Origin of the sequence: Gluconobacter thailandicus F149-1 = NBRC 100600, from assembly GCF_000964465.1 — a bacterium.
GTDB classification, from domain to species: Bacteria; Pseudomonadota; Alphaproteobacteria; order Acetobacterales; family Acetobacteraceae; genus Gluconobacter; species Gluconobacter thailandicus.
Window position 1 is genome coordinate 160829 of the sequence record NZ_BANH01000024.1, and the last position, 16343, is coordinate 177171.

Annotated in this window: 14 protein-coding genes, 1 tRNA gene and 1 riboswitch; of the genes, 6 read left to right on the forward strand and 9 right to left on the reverse strand. The window is 59.6% G+C overall.

Going from position 1 to position 16343, the window contains the following annotated elements; all coding sequences use genetic code 11:
- The first annotated feature begins 33 nt into the window (after nucleotides 1-33).
- The 3 genes from B7444_RS08495 (at nucleotide 34) to B7444_RS08505 (ending at nucleotide 2685) form a co-directional block, all read left to right on the forward strand.
- The gene (locus B7444_RS08495) at nucleotides 34-1263 is read left to right on the forward strand and encodes an NAD(P)/FAD-dependent oxidoreductase (protein WP_007282579.1); all 1230 of its coding nucleotides are present in this window, start codon (nucleotides 34-36) and stop codon (nucleotides 1261-1263) included.
- Nucleotides 1264-1313: 50 nt separating this feature from the next.
- On the forward strand, nucleotides 1314-2063 hold the full coding sequence (locus B7444_RS08500; protein ID WP_007282580.1) for a 2OG-Fe dioxygenase family protein: 750 nt from the start codon (nucleotides 1314-1316) through the stop codon (nucleotides 2061-2063).
- A gap of 70 nt (nucleotides 2064-2133) precedes the next feature.
- Nucleotides 2134-2685, forward strand: a complete 552-nt coding sequence (locus tag B7444_RS08505; protein ID WP_231502889.1) for a hypothetical protein — start codon at nucleotides 2134-2136, stop codon at nucleotides 2683-2685.
- Between the two features lie 18 nt (nucleotides 2686-2703).
- Here the strand turns inward: B7444_RS08505 and B7444_RS08510 are convergent.
- A tRNA-Gly gene (locus B7444_RS08510) sits at nucleotides 2704-2777 on the reverse strand.
- A 110-nt stretch (nucleotides 2778-2887) separates the two neighbouring features.
- Nucleotides 2888-2967, forward strand: a riboswitch (SAM riboswitch).
- Between the two features lie 34 nt (nucleotides 2968-3001).
- Here B7444_RS08510 and metZ point away from each other — a divergent pair.
- Genes metZ through B7444_RS08525 form a run of 3 tightly spaced genes read left to right on the forward strand, consistent with a single transcriptional unit; the run spans nucleotide 3002 to nucleotide 5977 of the window.
- On the forward strand, nucleotides 3002-4240 hold the full coding sequence (gene metZ, locus B7444_RS08515; protein ID WP_007282583.1) for an O-succinylhomoserine sulfhydrylase: 1239 nt from the start codon (nucleotides 3002-3004) through the stop codon (nucleotides 4238-4240).
- 41 nt (nucleotides 4241-4281) lie between these two features.
- On the forward strand, nucleotides 4282-4755 hold the full coding sequence (gene apaG / locus B7444_RS08520; protein WP_007282584.1) for a Co2+/Mg2+ efflux protein ApaG: 474 nt from the start codon (nucleotides 4282-4284) through the stop codon (nucleotides 4753-4755).
- A gap of 55 nt (nucleotides 4756-4810) precedes the next feature.
- Complete coding sequence (locus tag B7444_RS08525) at nucleotides 4811-5977, forward strand: bifunctional 2-C-methyl-D-erythritol 4-phosphate cytidylyltransferase/2-C-methyl-D-erythritol 2,4-cyclodiphosphate synthase (RefSeq protein WP_007282585.1); 1167 nt, start codon at nucleotides 4811-4813, stop codon at nucleotides 5975-5977.
- Between the two features lie 119 nt (nucleotides 5978-6096).
- On the opposite strand, the gene B7444_RS17355 is transcribed toward B7444_RS08525, so the two are convergent.
- The 8 genes from B7444_RS17355 to B7444_RS08560 form a co-directional block, all read right to left on the reverse strand.
- A complete protein-coding gene (locus B7444_RS17355) occupies nucleotides 6097-6225 on the reverse strand; it encodes a hypothetical protein (protein ID WP_007282586.1) in 129 nt (42 codons plus the stop codon).
- Nucleotides 6226-6365: 140 nt separating this feature from the next.
- Nucleotides 6366-7055, reverse strand: a complete 690-nt coding sequence (locus tag B7444_RS08530; protein ID WP_007282588.1) for an ATP12 family protein — start codon at nucleotides 7053-7055, stop codon at nucleotides 6366-6368.
- Nucleotides 7052-9628 carry an AsmA family protein gene (locus tag B7444_RS08535; RefSeq protein WP_007282589.1) on the reverse strand — a complete coding sequence of 859 codons (2577 nt, stop codon included), beginning with the start codon at nucleotides 9626-9628 and terminating at the stop codon, nucleotides 7052-7054. Before B7444_RS08535 ends, B7444_RS08530 begins: the two co-directional genes overlap by 4 nt.
- Complete coding sequence (locus B7444_RS08540) at nucleotides 9628-10620, reverse strand: RluA family pseudouridine synthase (protein WP_007282590.1); 993 nt, start codon at nucleotides 10618-10620, stop codon at nucleotides 9628-9630. Before B7444_RS08540 ends, B7444_RS08535 begins: the two co-directional genes overlap by 1 nt.
- Complete coding sequence (locus B7444_RS08545) at nucleotides 10617-12029, reverse strand: replication-associated recombination protein A (RefSeq protein ID WP_035729907.1); 1413 nt, start codon at nucleotides 12027-12029, stop codon at nucleotides 10617-10619. Before B7444_RS08545 ends, B7444_RS08540 begins: the two co-directional genes overlap by 4 nt.
- Before the next feature lie 76 nt (nucleotides 12030-12105).
- Nucleotides 12106-15330 (reverse strand): YhdP family protein, encoded by a 3225-nt coding sequence (locus B7444_RS08550; protein WP_007282593.1) that lies wholly within the window; start codon nucleotides 15328-15330, stop codon nucleotides 12106-12108.
- Between the two features lie 62 nt (nucleotides 15331-15392).
- A complete protein-coding gene (gene bcp / locus B7444_RS08555; RefSeq protein ID WP_007282594.1) occupies nucleotides 15393-15878 on the reverse strand; it encodes a thioredoxin-dependent thiol peroxidase in 486 nt (161 codons plus the stop codon).
- 60 nt (nucleotides 15879-15938) lie between these two features.
- On the reverse strand, nucleotides 15939-16334 hold the full coding sequence (locus tag B7444_RS08560; protein WP_007282595.1) for a hypothetical protein: 396 nt from the start codon (nucleotides 16332-16334) through the stop codon (nucleotides 15939-15941).
- Nucleotides 16335-16343 lie beyond the last annotated feature (9 nt).

Below are 16343 nucleotides of genomic sequence, written 5' to 3' on the forward strand. Positions count from 1 at the left end.
AATTGGCGGGCGCCCGATAAGAGGAAACTGTCCATGTCTGCTGCAACTCGTGTCGTTGTTCTCGGTGGCGGAGTCGGAGGTCTGGAGGCCGCGACGGCACTTGGTCGCCGCGGCAATATTTCCCTGACACTCGTTGATCGCAGCCCGGTTCACTACTGGAAGCCGTCGCTGCATGAATTTGCAGCCGGCACGATGCAGCATGACGGCAACTGCATTCCCTTTACGGAAACTGCCGCGAAATTCGGCTTCAGTTTTACCCAGAGCGTTCCGACAGCTATTGATCGCACGACCCAGACGGTCACGCTCGAAAACGGATCGACCCTCCCCTACGACTATCTCGTTGTAGCCCTCGGGTCCCGCGCGAACGATTTCGGCATTCCTGGCATTGTGGAGCATTGCCGCTTCATTGACAGCCTCAATGACGCCGACACTCTGTATTCCGAATTCCGCAAGGCCCTTCAGACGGCACGTGCAGCCGGTCAGAAACTGAGCCTCGGCATTGTGGGTGGCGGTGCGACTGGCGTTCAGCTTGCCGCTGAACTCTGCAAGGCCATTGACGAAGCTCCCGGCTTGGGTGTGTCTGTTCGCAAGACCGGGCTGGATGCCGTTCTGATTGAAACCGGTCCACGCATCCTGCCAGCTTTCCCTGAAGCCGTGTCCGAAGCCGCAGCAGCACAGCTTGAAAAGCTGGGTATTGCGGTTCGCACCGGCGCGATGGTTGTGGGAGCTGATGAGAATGGCTTCAATCTGAAGTCCGGCGAACAGATCCCCGCAACACTCCGCATCTGGGCAGCAGGTGTTCGCGCTTCTGACGCAACAGCCCTGTTCGATGGCCTGGAGCGCGGCCGTGCCGGTCAGCTTGGTGTGACGCAGACACTCCAGACCACAGAAGATCCCAAAATTTTCGCCATTGGTGACTGTGCCCGCATCGACGCGGCCCCTGTTGCGCCTACTGCGCAGGCAGCCCGCCAGCAGGGCCAGTATGTCGGACGTATTCTGCCACAGATCATCGCCGGACAGACCCCTGCTCCGTTCGTTTATAATGACCGCGGTGCTGTCGTGGCCCTTGGTGATTACAACGGCTGGGGCATGCTGGATGCCAACCGCAGCTTCGGTGGCGGCTTGCTCTCTGGCCTTTTTGCCCGCCTGATCCATGAAGGACTGTACCGCCAGCATCAGGCTGGTATCGTAGGTCTGGTAAAAACGGCGAGCACGACGGTTCGGGAACATCTTTCGCCCGTCAAGCCGGACCTCGGAGCCTGAACTGCCCGACAGATGTTAGTGTCGGGCATGGCATCACCAAGTGAGCAGACATGACCGACACACCTCTGCCTTCAGCCTTCGACCAGACCGTTCAACGGGTCGAGACCATTCTCGCAGAAAAAGGTTTCAAGTTCCTGCAGGCGGACACAATGCGTCCGCTTCTGGAACATGAAGGCCTGAAGGACTGGGATACGTTTGCCGCGAGCTGGAATGACCTCGGCCTTGATCTCTACATGGCCGATGGCGGCCGCTACCGGCGGCGACGTTATGCGACCTTCTCCGTCAGCAATGGCCTCATTACCCGCAAGACGCACCAACCCCATTACCAGAGCCGGGATCACAACCTGCTGAATGGTGGAATCGAGCGCTGGTTCGGAGCGATCGAAGACAATATCGCGACCCACCCCGCGATGCTGGCAGCAATCAGCACGATCAGCCGATTCGCCGATGCTCTGACGCCTTCCGAAGAAAAGCCGGAGACCTGGCACACGGAGGCGCATCAGTTCCGCATCGAAGCCAATCCTGACAACGAAGGGCGCCCCACTCCGGAAGGTATGCATCGGGACGGCGTGGACTGGGTTCTGGTTCTGATGATTGGGCGACACAATGTCGAGCAGGGCGTGACGACCATTCACGACAATCAGAAAGACCTTCTGGGGTCTTTCACCCTGACCAGACCTTTCGATGCCGCCATCGTGGATGACCATCGCGTCTATCACGGTGTAACGGCCGTAACGCCGCAGAACCCTGACGAACCGGCTTATCGGGACGTTCTGGTCATTACGCTCCGACACGAATAACGTCGAAATTCACCTCAGCCGGAAATCTGTCATGGATCGACTGGCTTCATTCCGTGTTAAGAATCACATCATGACGATCCAGCAGATTCTATCCCGCACCCGGCTTCGCCATCTGGCGCTGCTCACGGTCTCAGTCCTCTCGGTTGCCGCAACGGTGAGCGCCGCGACAACGCATCATCGGGCAACGCATCACACGCAGCATCCTTCTGCTGCGGCACCTGTCATTCTGTCTGCCCATCCCGGCACACAGCTTGATATCGATGCCCGCAAGCTGAATTCAGACGATCTGGAAGATGCTGCCAAACATCATGACCATCCGGTTGTGCTGGTCGGCTCTGCGCCACTGTCTTCTGGCAAGAATGACGAAGCCTTGTTCGTTCAGCTTCAGTCTGCCCGTCTTTGCGGGTCCGCCGGCTGCACAACATCTGTCTATCTGCGCCATAACGATAGCTGGAACACGGTTCTGGACTCTGTGAACGGCGATATTTCCGTTCTGCCGACGCGCCACAAGGGCATGCATGACCTGCTGGTCGGCAAGAATGACAAGTGGATCTGGGACGGCAATGAGTACCAAGACACGCTGAGCGCGCCGCCCATGCCGAAGATGAACGGACCGAACTGACAGTTTTTCAGGGAAGTCTGGAGCGGGTGAAGGGAATCGAACCCTCGTATGCAGCTTGGGAAGCTGCCGTTCTACCATTGAACTACACCCGCAATGTCGTCGCTTATATCCTCCCCTCCGCTCCTCTGCAATCCATGCCGGGGGGTGTTGACGCAAAACCACTCCTCGTCCCATAGTCCTGCCTGTCAGGCGGACCTAAAGACCGTTTGACCCTCGTGATTTGAGCGGCCGGCTTGCGGCGAGGATAAATAATTGCGCTAAAGAGGCCCTGCGGTTTTCCACCTACGGTTTCCCCAGGACTTCCACGGCCCGCCACATGCTTTTCACCGTTGAGGTGAAAACCTTTGGAGGGACTGATTTCATGTCTTCAGAAAACTGGCGTACTGCCACGCGTCTCCTGCACGATGCCCCGAACCGTACCGAGTTTGGTGAAACGTCCGAAGCGCTCTTCCTGACATCCGGCTTCGTTTATGACAGCGCCGAGCAGGCTGCTGCAACGTTCACGGGCGATGTCGAGCATTTCCAGTATTCGCGTTTCGGCAACCCCACCGTGGACACGCTTCAGGAACGCCTTGCCCTTCTGGAAGGTGCAGAAGCCTGTATCGCCACGTCCACAGGCATGGGCGCCGTCTCGTCAGCCCTTCTGGCGCACGTCAAAACCGGTGAACGCGTTGTTGCGTCCCGCGCGATCTTCGGTTCCTGTTACTGGATCGTCACGACCCTTCTGCCGCGCTACGGCATCGAGACCGAACTGGTCGATGGCGATGATTACGACGCCTGGGAACGCGCCCTTTCCCGCCCGACAGCTGCCGTCCTGATCGAAAGCCCGTCCAACCCGATGCTCGACGTGCTGGATATCCAGCGTATTGCAGATCTGGCCCACAAGGCAGGCGCCCTGCTGATGGTCGACAACGTCTTCGCCTCCCCGATCGGCCAGTCCCCGCTCAAGCTGGGTGCTGACGTCGTGCTATACTCCTGTACGAAGCATATCGACGGTCAGGGACGCGTTCTGGGTGGTGCTGTTCTGGGCAGCGACAAGTGGATCAAGGAGACGCTTCAGCCGTTCACCCGCAACACGGGGAACGCCCTGTCTCCGTTCAATGCGTGGGTGCTTCTCAAGGGCCTCGAAACTCTCAAGCTTCGCACCGAAGCCATGGCGCGCAATGCGGCTGCCGTTGCTGACGCACTCGCAGCACTTCCGGGCGTCGTGAACGTCCGTTATCCGGGCCGCGCCGATCATCCGCAGCATGACCTTGCTCAGACGCAGATGAACAACGGTGGTTCTCTGGTTGCCTTTGAAGTCGAGAATGGCAAGGCCGGTGCGTTTGCCTGCCTCAATGCTTTTGGCCTGATCGCTATTTCCAACAACCTCGGTGATGCTCGCAGCCTTGCAACCCATCCGGCCACGACGACCCATATGCGCGTTAGCGAAGAAGAACGTGCACGTCTGGGCATTACAGATGGCGTGATTCGTCTGTCTGTCGGCCTTGAAGACGCAGCCGATCTGATTGCCGATGTCACAGCAGGTGCAGCCGCTGCACACTCGGTCAAATAAGTTTTCCTGACAAAGAGGCGGGATGACATTAGAATGGCGTCATGCCTGACAAGTCATCCCACCCTCACCTCCTGGCTGATCCGGAAGCGGCTCTGGCCGAAGCCATGGATAATGCACCGCGTTTCAGCCAGATAACGGACGACGTGACCGTCACGGTCCGTACGTTCTGGCTGGACGACCAGTCCCAGCCCGAAGACCATCGTTTTGCCTGGGCCTATCACATCAGCATCGAAAATGGCCGGAAAGAAACTTTCCAGCTCATTTCCCGGAGCTGGGAAATCGTGGACGGTCTTGGACGGGTTGAACATGTCCATGGAGACGGGGTTGTCGGCGAGCAGCCGATCATCTCTCCCAAAGACCAATATGATTATACGTCAGGTGCGATGCTCACCACACCGGGAGGCTTCATGCGCGGGACGTATCATATGCTAGAGCCTGTCTCAGGGCAGCGCTTTGACGTCCATATCCCTACGTTCAGCCTCGACAGCCCACATGATGGCGGACTGCTTCACTGATCGGCACTGACGCGGACCCTTGACGTTGCGGCCCCCGCGGCCCATTCCTGCGCCCATGCGTATCGCCGCCCTTCTTCTCGCCGCCGGTCGTGGTCGGCGATTTGCCGCCGCCTCACCCGAGGGTGAAGGTTCCAGCAAGCAGTTCCGGATGCTACGGGGCAAACCCGTCATCCGCCGTGCTGCCGAAGCCCTCCTTCCGCATGTAGATGTTCTTCTGCCAGTCGGAGACGATCCCCTGCTGGCCGAAAGCCTTGCCGGGCTGGAGGTTTTGCCCCCCGTTGCGGGCGGTGCAGAGCGCCACGACAGTGTGCGGAACGGGCTGGAGACGCTCGCCAACCTGCCGGAGCCGCCGGATCTTGTGCTGGTTCATGATGGCGCGCGCCCCTGCGTCCCACCGGAAGTGGTCCAGAATGTCATTGAGGCGCTGAAGACCCATGCAGGCGTAATTCCCGCAGTTGCGGTCAGCGATACCATCAAGAAAGCCCGGGACGGCATCATCATCGACACTGTCCCGCGCGAGAACCTGTGGCGCGCGCAAACCCCACAGGGCTTCCATTTCCCGACCTTGCTCGAGTTGCATCGCACTCACCGCGATGCCCGCACCGACGATGCAGCCCTGCTTGAACAGGGTGGCCATCCGGTCGCGATCGTTCAGGGATCGGACAACAATATCAAACTGACAGTTGCGGAGGATCTGATGCGTCTTGAAGGTGTAATCGACGGCAACCTGCTGCCCCGCGTCGGGCTTGGCTACGACGTCCACGCATTCGAGGAAGGCCGCAAGCTGATCCTCTGCGGTATCGAAATTCCGCACACGAAAGGCCTGGCTGGCCATTCGGATGCCGATGTTGGCATCCACACGCTATGTGACGCCATTTATGGTGCACTGGCCGAGGGCGACATTGGCCGTCACTTCCCGCCGACAGATAACGAGTGGAAAGATATGGATTCCGCCCGTTTCCTCGTGCATGCCGGTGAGCGCATTCGCGCGCGTGGCGGCTTTCTCGTAAACGCAGACATTACACTGATCTGCGAGCGCCCAAAGATCGGCCCGCATGCCAAAGCCATGCAGGAACGTCTGGCAGAGCTGCTTCAGGTCAATGTCAGCCGCATCTCCGTGAAGGCCACGACGTCCGAGCGTCTGGGTTTCACAGGCCGCGAAGAAGGCATTGCTGCCACGGCAGCTGTCAGCATCATGGTGCCGGACAACGGAGACGCCTGAGCGTCTTCAGCTATTTCTGTTTTTGTAGCGAGCCCGCTTCCCTGTGGAAGTGGGCTTTTTTCATGCCACCACAGTCCGGGTGGCAGGGCAGGCAAATAAACTATGAGGCTATGGGCGCCTCAGCCGTGGATGGCGCAGACAACAACAATAATCGGCGTTGCTGCCAGTAGAAGCCATGCCCCCATCGAGCACTTCGCTACAAGACGTGTACCCATGTGACGCATGAGGCGACTGACGGATACCGACATATTTTCCTCGACTCTGACGTTACAGGACAGATCGGAAATTGCGCCTTAACTTCCCTCAGAAGCCAGTCACTAATCATCTCTTTCTGTCACAGCGCCAGATGCGCCCCGAATATGGCAACATCATGCCTCACACGGAAAATTCAGATCTCTCTTGAAAACTCCAGAAAGGTCATTGCTTCGGACGAATCCTGTTCACGCGCGGTCATGACACGGAACAGTTCATCGTCCCTGCCCCAGACCAGAAGCTGCTTGCGCTCATCCGCATTTGCGACTGAGACAGCCTCTTCTTGCTCAATGACATCCGAGACCAGCGCGAGAGCCAGCAGAAGACTGCCAAAAGTCTGTGTCAGCACCCCCAGAGCGGCCAGTTCGGCTTCGTTCTGCCGGGTCAGGAGACGCTCCAGCCCCGTAATGTAATCGCCAGACTGAGTGACCGGCATAAGACCGTCTGTAACAGACGGCTGAATACCTTCCTTGGCCAGCCATTCAAAAATGCGTTCTACCGTCAAGTCGGGCTGCTCTTTGCGGTAGCAGAGGCCATCATCAAGCCCATGCCGAAGCAGGGCTTCACGCGCTTCAGTCAGATCGGGACGAATCCGCTCGATCATGGTTCCGGCAATCCGTGTCAAAGGAAGCTGCTCCGGCGTGAACGCTTCATTCTCGGGGATACGACTCCATTCCGCGACAATGGCCTGCGCCAGCGGTCGGGACGACAAAGCCAGGACTGCCCCCTTGGGCAACCGGATGGGTCGACCGTCCAGCTCAGGACGGAACAGCCCGTCCTGCTCCCCGAGGGTCACACTTTTCCAGAAACGCTTGCGACTGCTCAATGGAGAACTCCCAGCGCACGCAGGATGTCACCTGCCTTGTTGTGATGATGGGGCTGCTCGCCAACTGGCGGTCCGGCCTGTCCCTCACGTGCAGCAGCCAGCGCGGGCGTGCAGGGATCAGCCGCCGGGCCATCCCCGATGGAAAGCTGGAACCGCCCGTTTCCGTCCCGATCCTGCTTGGCCTGAGGCTCAGAGATCGTTCCAGTGACAATCACAGGCGTTGAGGCACCCGCTCCTTCGAAATCGAGGCTGGGCACAAGATGCAGCGTCATATCCTGCGATCCGAGATGCACCTCACCATGTCCCTGGGTCGAAAACCGGCCCGATTGCAGGCCGATGGTATCCAGCGTAGCGACATCATCAGAAAGAGCCAGATGCAAACCGAGGCAACGGAGCGGACGAGAACCGCTTCCCAGCAGTGAACTTGCTCCCGGTCCGGCAATGCGCCCAAGGATCTGACTATCCACCTGACCATCCACCATCGAAACGCCAAGATGGCCGTTCAGGGACTTCCGGATAGTCTCCAGACTATCGCCCTGTCCCGTCACCTCACCAACAAGCTGGACCGGCCCCTGAAGCAGGAGCGGCAGTTTCAGGCTTTCCTCAAGCAGCCCGACCGGCAGAACCAGCGGCTGAAACGTAAGATGCGTTGTGACCGGCAGCTTTGAGCCATCCAGATCAGCCTGACCGGACAGGGTCAGCCCCTGCCCCTGTCCCGAAATCGGATCAAGACGCAGATGGCCGTCGGACAGCGTCAGATGGGTGACAAGATTGGTGTAATCGTGGCTGTAGAAAACAACACGGTCCAGCGTGAGATGCAGGTCCAGATCCTGTGCGCGCAGGCGCTCAATCCATGCGGGCACCACTGCCCCTGAGCCTGTTGAAGCCTCGGGTACCGGAGGCACAGCAGACTGATCCTGCGTCTGAACAGGCTGGGTTGCAGCCTTTTCCATTGCGCCGGCTGGGCCGGGCATTGGTACGGGCTCAGATTTCACAGGCTTTTCTGCCTGGTCTGCCTTGGCTTCAGCCAGCCATAGCCCACGCAGCGCATCCAGATCCAGCTGCGTGGCATGCAGACGACCGTTCAGCAGCGGAACCGCGTCGTCATCTGTCAGGAGATGCAGAACTCCGTCCACATCCACCTCGTGGCTTTTGAACGCAAAGCCATCGAGCGTTGCTTCGCCAAGGCCCTTGCTGTCCAGCGTTCCCTGAAGGGAAACGTCATGCAGAAGGGTTTTCGGCAGATGGAGCGTTCTGGCCCCACCCTGCACCACGAAATGACTCTTCTCGGCACCCAATGTGCCGGAGATGGTAATTTTGGCCTCATCCTGCGTATTGGCAGGCGGCACCGCCCCCTTGATGCCAACCGCGGATGAGAGCGACAGCGGCATGGAGCGGATTTCAGCTTCGACGGGGACCGCAGTCTGTCCATGATCGCGCCAGCTACGGGCCGCCTGTTCCAGCGTTCCGGCTTTACTCAGGATTCTCCAGCCCATATTATGCCAGAGGACATCCGCGCCCACAGACAACGGGGCAGAGCCGGCATCAGCATCAAGATGCAGATTGTTGATCGCCACACCCCGAACAGTCAGTCCCGCGGCATGAAGATGCACGCGACCCGGAACAAGGCTCATCAGAAGCGCCTGCCCCTTCTCTGCCCAGTCTGCATTCGTCCGTTCGCCCGCATCACCCTGAACCGAGAGTTCGCCGCCAAGACCACGGACATCCGGCAGATTCGCATGCGGGAAGAGACGATGCGCGTCCTGCAGGTTCGGCCACTCGCCCTGAGCCGTCACGGACAGGCCACGAAGATGGCGGGCATCATGGATCTGCCCGTCCACATTCAGCCAGTCCCGCTTGGCATCTGCCCCCAGTGTCGTCCCCAGACTGAATGTCCATGGCTTTGCGCCAGAACGTAGCAAGGACAGATCACCGACATGGCCCTGAAGCGTGAAGGGGGTCGACCCATGTGTGCCTTGCAGATTGATCCATGGGCTGGGACTGCGAAGCCCTGCGAGATCCATCGTCCCGATCTGGAACGACCCGCTCGTACCCTTCAGGTCGTCCTGCCAGCGGACGGTACTGTTCGTCAGGTGCAAGGCGTCTAGCGACAGATCCCAATGCGCCTGAACACGCTCCCCGATATGCTGCCGAACCGGCAGCGAAGCGTTTTCTCCACTATTTTCAGGAGACGCATCGCGGCTGAAAGACCAGTTGGCATTTCCGTCCCGATCACGCTCCAGCAGCAGCGTTGCCCCATCGACCACAAAATCCTGAAAGCGGACCTCCCGGTGCAGGAGCGCCAGAACCGACAGGCCGGCATGGAGGGTCGTTGCCTCCAGAACGGGCTTCTGGCCGGGGCGTTGCAGAACAAGGTTCCGCGCTTCAAACGATGGCCATGGCAGGATCTGGATGGATGATCCCTTAACGGCCATGGAAAGGCCCGTCTCTTTCTTCAGGGCCTCGGCCACACGCTGGCGCAGCGCATCCTGGTCGATCAGTTCATGTGCGGCAATGGAGGCGCCCACGAAGGCAACGATGACCCCGATGAGCGCGCCAGTGAGTTTCCTCATTATTTTGCAGGCCCTTTGTTTCCCTTGATCCGCTTGGGCGCCGGTGTGTCACCCGGCACAAACCCCAGAGAGCGGAATGTCTCACGCATATGCGGCGGCAATGGTGCCGTGACGATCAGACGTCCACCGGCCGGATGCGGAATATCGAGCTGGCGTGCATGGAGATGCAACCGATCGATGAACCCTTCCGGGTGAGCGGCTTTCCCGCCATAGCGCGGATCACCAACGATAGGCGTACCGAGGGATTCGCAGTGGACGCGAAGCTGATGCGTACGACCCGTCAGCGGAGACAGGGCCAGCCAGGAGAACTTCTTTCCAGCCGCATCAATCGTCTCGTATTCGCTCTTGGCCGACACGGCATCTTCCTCGCCACGTGACGCAGCGACCACGAGTGCCGCTCCACCTGCGCCGATCTTGGCGAGAGGCTGATCAATGATGCCGGAGGCCTGCGCCGGACGGCCCACAACGATTGCCCAATACGTCTTGCCCACATCACGCCCACGGAATGCGGCTGCCAGCTTGGCGGCAACGCCCGGGGTACGGGCGATCAGAAGGATGCCGGACGTGTCACGGTCGATGCGGTGCACAAGACGCGGGCGATCCCCGTCTTCCTTGCGCAGACCGTCGAGCATCATGTCCACATGCTTGGTGATGCCGGGGCCACCCTGCGTTGCAAGGCCGGATGGCTTGTCCAGAACCAGCAGGTGATCGTCCTGATAGATCACCATTTTTTCGATCTCACGCACCAGCATCGGATCTGGCGGCGGCAGTGGTGCAGGCTGGCTTATATCCGGCAACGGTGGGATGCGGACGGTCTGTCCCGGCGCAAGGCGGGAATTGGTCTGCACACGCCCTCCGTCGACGCGGACCTGGCCTGTCCGGCACAGCTTCTGAAGCGCGCCCTGCGTAAGATTGGGGTAATGACGTCGGAACCAGCGGTCGAGGCGCAGATCGGCTTCGTCTTCGGTGACAATACGGTTGGAAACTCTCATGGCTCGCGGGATGCCCTTTTGGCGGCCCGTATGTCCAGAAGTTTTCTGATACGGCCCTCGTAGCCCCGGTCTGTCGGCTGATAGAGCGAGACGCGCTCCATGCCCTCCGGGAAATAGTTCTGCCCCGAAAATGCTTCTTCGGAGTCATGATCGTACTTATAGCCCTTACCGTACCCGATGTCTTTCATCAGGGCCGTCGGGGCGTTGAGAATATGGGATGGCGGCATCAGGCTTCCGGTTTCCCGAGCCAGTTTTCTTGCGGCCTTGTAAGCAGCATACACCGCATTGGACTTCGGAGCGGTAGCAAGGTGCACAACCACCTGCGCCAGAGCCAGCTCTCCTTCCGGAGAACCAAGCCGCTCATAAGTCTGCCATGCGGCAACGGCCATTGGCAGAGCATTCGGGTCCGCCTGTCCCACGTCTTCTGCTGCAAACCGCGTCAGACGGCGAGCGATATAACGCGGATCTTCGCCACCTTCGAGCATTCGCGCGAACCAGTACAGGCCAGCATCCGGGTCGCTGCCACGCAGGGATTTATGCAGCGCGGAAATGAGATTGTAGTGCTCTTCGCGATCCCGGTCATACAGCACGGCCCGGCGGGACAGCAGTGCAGCCAGATCCTTCGGGGTCAGCGGCCGGTTCGGGTCCAGCACGACGAGCTGTTCCACCATATTCAGCAGATAGCGCCCGTCCCCGTCTGCCATGGCGCGAAGACTGGCTCGCGCTTCCCGGTCCAGCGGCAGGCAATGGCCGACTTCTTCTTCCGCACGTCGCAGGAGCGCTTCCAGACTGGCATCGTCCAGACGGTTGAGGACCAGAACCTGACATCGGGACAGCAGAGCCGCATTCAGTGCAAAAGACGGATTTTCTGTTGTCGCCCCAACCAGCACAACCGTCCCGCGCTCAACATAGGGCAGGAATCCATCCTGCTGAGCACGGTTGAAGCGATGAATTTCATCTACGAACAGCAGGGTGCCGCGTCCTGTGGCTTCCTGCCTTTTATCCGCCTCGTCAAAGGCCTTCCGCAACTCTGCCACACCAGAGAAAACAGCAGAAATCTGGGAATAGAAAAGATTGGCCTTCCCTGCCAGCAGGCGGGCAATCGTGGTTTTCCCACAGCCTGGCCCACCCCAGAGGATCAGGCTGGAAAGCGTCCCTCGCGCCAGCATCCGCGTCAGTGTCCCTTCAGGACCAAGAAGATGGTCCTGCCCTCGCACGTCCTCGAGTGTCTTTGGCCGCAGACGGTCTGCCAGTGGCTGCGTTCGCGATGGTGCGCGAGTTGGCACTTTGGGAGCTTCGATCGGGCGAGACGGCTGAGCAGGACGCGAGGGCTGCCCGTCACGTCGCGGGGGCGTTTCCCTGCCGCTGGGGCCGGGCGTCGTCCCGAACAGATCCGTCATGTCCGTCATGGCTGCCTCCTGATACGGGAACGATCATAGAACTCCCGTCCCTATTTCGGAACCACTGCGCCCCGAAGGAAGAGGCTTATTCCATAATCTTCCGCAGAACGCCCGGAAGCAGCATGGACAGTGGGTTAACCGTCATCTGAGGCTGACCGACGGTTCCTTTGACGTCGAATGTCGCAGCCAGAAGGCCGCCCCCCTTCTCGGGTGCCAGAATATGGCCAACACCCGGCAGCTTCCCCGGGAGGGCATTCAGACCGAACAGCGGCACAATCGTGCCATGCAGACTCACCACGGACGTATCGAGATCAACCGGCCCTTCGACGGTCGCGCCAAGAGCCTGATTGCCGATTGTTCCGTCATGCAACGTGAGTTTACGGCCTTCCAGACTGATCTTTGTAGAGACGTGCTTCACCTGGAAGCGGTCCATATGGCTCTGGGTCCAGTGAAGCGGAGACAGGTCGGAAACCGCCGTGAGTGTGAACGGTGGCTGAAGAAACTCGAATGGCCCGATTTCCAGATGCCCACGGAAGGGCGGCAAACCAAGCCCCAGCCCTGACGATCCGGCTTTTTCGCGAAGGAAATTTCCGTCCATATGCGCGACACCGCCGCCGATCCGGTCATAAAGCCCCAATCCTTTGAGCAGACCGCCGAGGTTATCCACGTCCAGCACGAACGGCTGTTGCTGACCGGTATCCGCCAGCACAGCCCGGACACGGGAAGGCGCATCCAGAGCAAACCGGCCTGAAACAAGCGCGCTCTGACGGATCTCCAAATGAGAAACAACGCCGCCGACCATACCTTTCGGCCCGAAATAGACATGCGGGGCATGAACATCAATGGACCAGCCCTGATCGTTTTTGCCTGAAGCGCCGGGACTTCCCGCTTCATGCGTGGCAGTCTCCGTCGCGTCATGGACGGCCTTGCGTGTGACAGGATCGAACAGCGGTGCAAGATCCAGCGGGTCAGCATCCAAAGCGATATGAACGGGATCAGAGGGCTGGTCTGGCAGCATGATCCGGGCGCTGCCTTCGGTACGCCCCAATCTGAAACCTTCAACAACGATGCCGTTCAGCTTACCGTTCCGTGTAACACCTCGGCCCGCGATGGCCATTGTCTGGCCGTGAGCCTGAAGGCCATCCAGCGCGACCATGTCGTGAGCACGGAACGCGATGTGACCAGTCGCAACGGCCGCTTCACCGACAGGTTTGGTCCAGACCGGCACCGTAATGCCAGCCCGCTCCATATCAAGTGACAGAGCGAGATCTGCGAGGGAACTGGCATGCTGGATGTAATGCGCGGAAAGCGTGGCATGTCCGGTGAAGAGGCCTGCCGGAACCAGATGAGCCCTCACGGCAGAAAGCGGATCGAGAAACGCCTTCGCCTGAATATCCTGCAAAATGCGGTCAGGCGCTCCTTTGCGGAAATTTTCATTCACAACGACATGGACAGGAATACCCGTCAGACGCCCATCTCCCGTGAGATCCAGACCACTTTCCGTAGCAGTCAGAGTGCCGGATGCGTCATCAACGGCGTGGTCCATCAACACGTTGCCCAGATGGACCCTGGCAAAGGATGCCTTGGCCTGAACGTGAATATCCTTGTCCTGAACATGCGCGGTTAATGGCAACGTCAGACGCGCATGAGCATCGACTGTTCCGGCGGGGTCCGTGAAGGGTAGCGGATGTTGGGAGAGAAGGTGCAGTCTCGGGTGCGACAGGATGTCTTTGAACGCAGGTAGAGATCCTTTCAGATGCGTCCTGATGTCACCGGTGGTGGGGCCTTTTTCATAGAGATTGCCCAGACGGACTTCTCCGTCAGCAATCTCGATTCCCCCGCTATCCGTCGCCTGCATCCCATGCTGGAACTGGACGACCAGTGTGTCGAAGCCGTCAAATCCCAGCTTCGCATCAATCCCCGTGGCGGGCGGAACCGGACGCAGCCAATGCACCGTCAGATCGTCGCCGAGTAGTTGTCCATCCATGCTTGTCGGCCGGATATGCTTTGGACCGTCATTCGAATGAACATGCGTGCGCACTTCAAGATCATGCCCGCGGCCATTCGTGATGTTGGCGATGATCCATTTCCGGCCGCCTTTGATCACACCTGCCGGCCAGACATTGCCCAGCGTCGCAAAATCAAAGCCGTCCAGAGTGGCTGTCGCATCCCCGTCCAGCACATGAGGATGCTTCAGTTCGTCCACTGTCAGTGCGGCCGTCGCCTGAACATGGGTCAGGGCCCCATGAACATCTGCAATCGTCACTTTCAGGGAGGGAACAGCAAGAGCGGCGGGGCCCTGCACACCGGGTGTACCCATGCGAAGGTTCAGTTGCGCTTCACCGCCGCGCAGATCAATCGGTCCCTCGGAATCCTGCCGGATATGTCCGGCGCCGAGCATGAGGTGAATCGCCAGACTGGAAGGGAGTTCTCCCATCCTGTGGGGAACCACCTGCATGTCAGCAGCAATGGTTATCGGCAGATCCCAGTTGGCCAAACCCTTATTGAAGACGCTCAGGCCACCCGGATGAAACGGCGTGGACGTCAGATGCCATTGACCCATGCGTGATGAGGTCTGGCCACCCTTGGCACTCAGGACAGTCTGAAACGACCCGACCCGCACGCTACTATGCCACCAGCCATTCCAAAGGTAATCCTCGGACGTCGCAGCAACTTTCAGACGCTGGCCATGTGCTTCGATAGGGCCAAGCAGCAGACTCTGCCTGTCAGGCAGACCCAGCAACGTTATGGAGACGTTCCGCAGGTCAATGGCGGCCAGACGGTCCATTTGGGTTGGAACGCCCCGACCGCCATGTTTCTGGGCAGGAAGGTCAAGATCAATATCGCCATCGGGCTGTCGACGCAGCACAAGGGAGACGTCCTGAAGGCGCAGACGACGGGGCGCGATGACCCCGTGAAGCAGCGGGGCAAGCGCCATGACCACATCGGCCTCACCGGCCCGCTCGGCAATGGTGCCGTCCAGCCTTGTCACGGTCAGGCCGCGCGCTTCCAGCATCAACCCTGCGGAAATTCCACCAGAACCTGGCTGCCACTGAACACGGAGCTGCGACCAGGCCAAACGCCCCGCAGGGTGGCCCGGCCGCTTGCCGGCTACTACGGGAATCGGCTCTATCAGACGGGAAACCGACGTAACATCGACCGGCCCGTGCGCAAGTTTCCAGAGCAGCAGGGTTCCCGCTGCTCCAGCAGCAGCAACAGGCGCCATAAGCGCAATGCAAACCCAGCGTGCAACGCTCAGGTGACGCGGAAGGCAGAACGGTCCAGGTGAATAAGGGTCAGGCAGGGCCATCACTGTATGCCGGCGGACGTCCGGCGTTCTCCCTGTCTGTGGAAAGAATGGCGGAAGGGCGCTCAGGCGCCGCTGGTCATATCCTGGAAAGCCTCAGCCACCAGCGCAGTATGGTCCGCCGGCTTCACCTTGCGCCAGATATGGCGGATCACACCGTCTCCATCCACAAGAAAGGAACTGCGCTCCATACCCATATAGGTCCGGCCATACATGGATTTCTCAACCCACGTTCCGTAGGCCTCGGCGACGCTGTGATCTTCATCGGACGCCAACGGGAAGGTAAGCGCATATTTGTCGGCAAAACGGTCAATCTTCGTGACCGGATCCGGGCTGACACCAATGATCGTCAGACCCTCACTGTCGAATGACGGCAGGCTCTCCTGAATGGAGCAGGCCTGCGTCGTACAGCCAGGCGTGTCGGCCTTGGGGTAGAAATAAAGCAGATACGGTTTGCCCTTCAGCGTTTCACTGCTGACGGTGCCACCTCCCGAAATGGGAAGCGAAAACGCTGGAGCGCGGTCACCCGGCTGAAGAGCATGTTCTGTCATAGGCACCATGATTGCCTGACACCCTTCGCCCGATCAAGGCGGACGAAGAGCAATAATGGCTCAGTATTGCGGATAAACCACAACTGGCGGCGGGGGCGGCGCATAAACAACCGGTGGTGGTGGCGCATAAACCACAGGTGGCGGCGGAGCATAGACAACCGGCGGTGGCGGCGGTCCATAAGGATGGCTCAACATAGCGCCACCCATGGCCCCAATGGCGAGACCGCCCAGAATACCGCCTACAACAGCGCCAGTATTCCCACGATGCCCACCGTGATTCCAGCCTGGTCCCGGACCGTAATATCCACGTCCTGGGCCGCCATATCCCGGACCTCCATATCCCGGACCGCCATGCCAGTGAGCTTCAGCGGTGGGAACAACGGCGTTCGGGGCAACTACTGCCGTGCCGATCAGCAGGGGCGCAGCCAGCAGGACTGCACGGGTGATGCGACGCATGGCAAATCT